This is a genomic window from Methylobacterium cerastii (assembly GCF_022179125.1).
GTDB classification, from domain to species: Bacteria; Pseudomonadota; Alphaproteobacteria; order Rhizobiales; family Beijerinckiaceae; genus Methylobacterium; species Methylobacterium cerastii.
The window spans coordinates 1-1001 of sequence record NZ_BPQG01000144.1; the positions used below are offsets into that span (position 1 = coordinate 1).

The window sequence follows — 1001 nt, forward strand, 5'->3', positions numbered from 1 at the left end:
CTTCTGCAGCAGCCTGCTAGAGCCCTTGCCGGTCATGTTGGGTCGAAGGCATCATATCCAGCAGCGGCGACGTAGTTTCGGCATTCGTACGGGCGGAAGGCCTTGAAGGCTTCTCGGATGGCGGCCCAGAGGTCTGGGACGGTGCGCGCGGCGGCCGTTCGCAGGAGCGCCTTCAGCTTGGCGAAGGCTTGCTCGATCGGGTTGAAGTCCGGGCTATAGGCCGGGAGGTAGAGCGAGCGTGCGCCGGCCGCCTCGATGGCTGCCCTCACCCCGGTGACCTTGTGTGGCCTTCCCCCTGGAAAGTGGCTCTTCGCCAAGTTTGGTGGATTGGGTCGGCTTGGGGTGCTGGGAGGTAGCTCCTGGCTGAACCGGGCAGGGATTCTCAGATCAGGGCATGACCCTTCTCTGGTACATCCCCGGTTGTCGCGTTCTCCACGTGACGCGTGCGGAGAGCACGGCCCTTCGCATGACCGCTCAAGCGAAGCGCGATCATGCCCGTTGCCCAGGTTGTCGTACGGTCAGCCGGTCAGTGCATAGTCGCTATCACCGGCGTCCCGCCGACCTACCGACGAGCGGTCGGGCGGTGCGTCCGACCCTGACGATCCGGCGCTTCTACTGCCACGATCCTGCTTGCGCGCGTCGGACCTTCGCCGAGCGTCTGCCCCGCCTTCTCGACCGCTACGCTCAGAGGACCTGCCGGCTGGCCGAGGCCCAGGTTCGGACCGCGCTGGCGCTCGGTGCCACGCCCGCCGCATGGCTGCTGCCGCACCTGGCCAAGGCTGCGGCCGCACCTGGCGATGCCGACCCGTGCCACGACGCTGCTGCGTGACATCCGCAAATGGCCGCTGCCGACCCGATCCAAACCGATCATCGTCGGTGTCGACGATGGGGGCCTGCGCAAGGGGCGAACCTATGGCACCATCCTGGTCGACCTCGAACGCCGCCGTCCCATCGACCTGCTGCCGGATCGTTCGGCCGCGAGTACGCCTCCGGTGAGGGCC

At 67.2% G+C, this 1001-nt stretch carries 2 pseudogenes; one reads left to right on the plus strand and one right to left on the minus strand.

The features are described 5' to 3' along the window. Nucleotides 1-32: 32 nt before the first annotated feature. Nucleotides 33-284, minus strand: a pseudogene (locus MFF13_RS26275) (transposase); the annotation flags it as partial. A gap of 110 nt (nt 285-394) precedes the next feature. Here MFF13_RS26275 and MFF13_RS26280 point away from each other — a divergent pair. Next, nucleotides 395-1001, plus strand: a pseudogene (locus MFF13_RS26280) (transposase family protein); the annotation flags it as partial.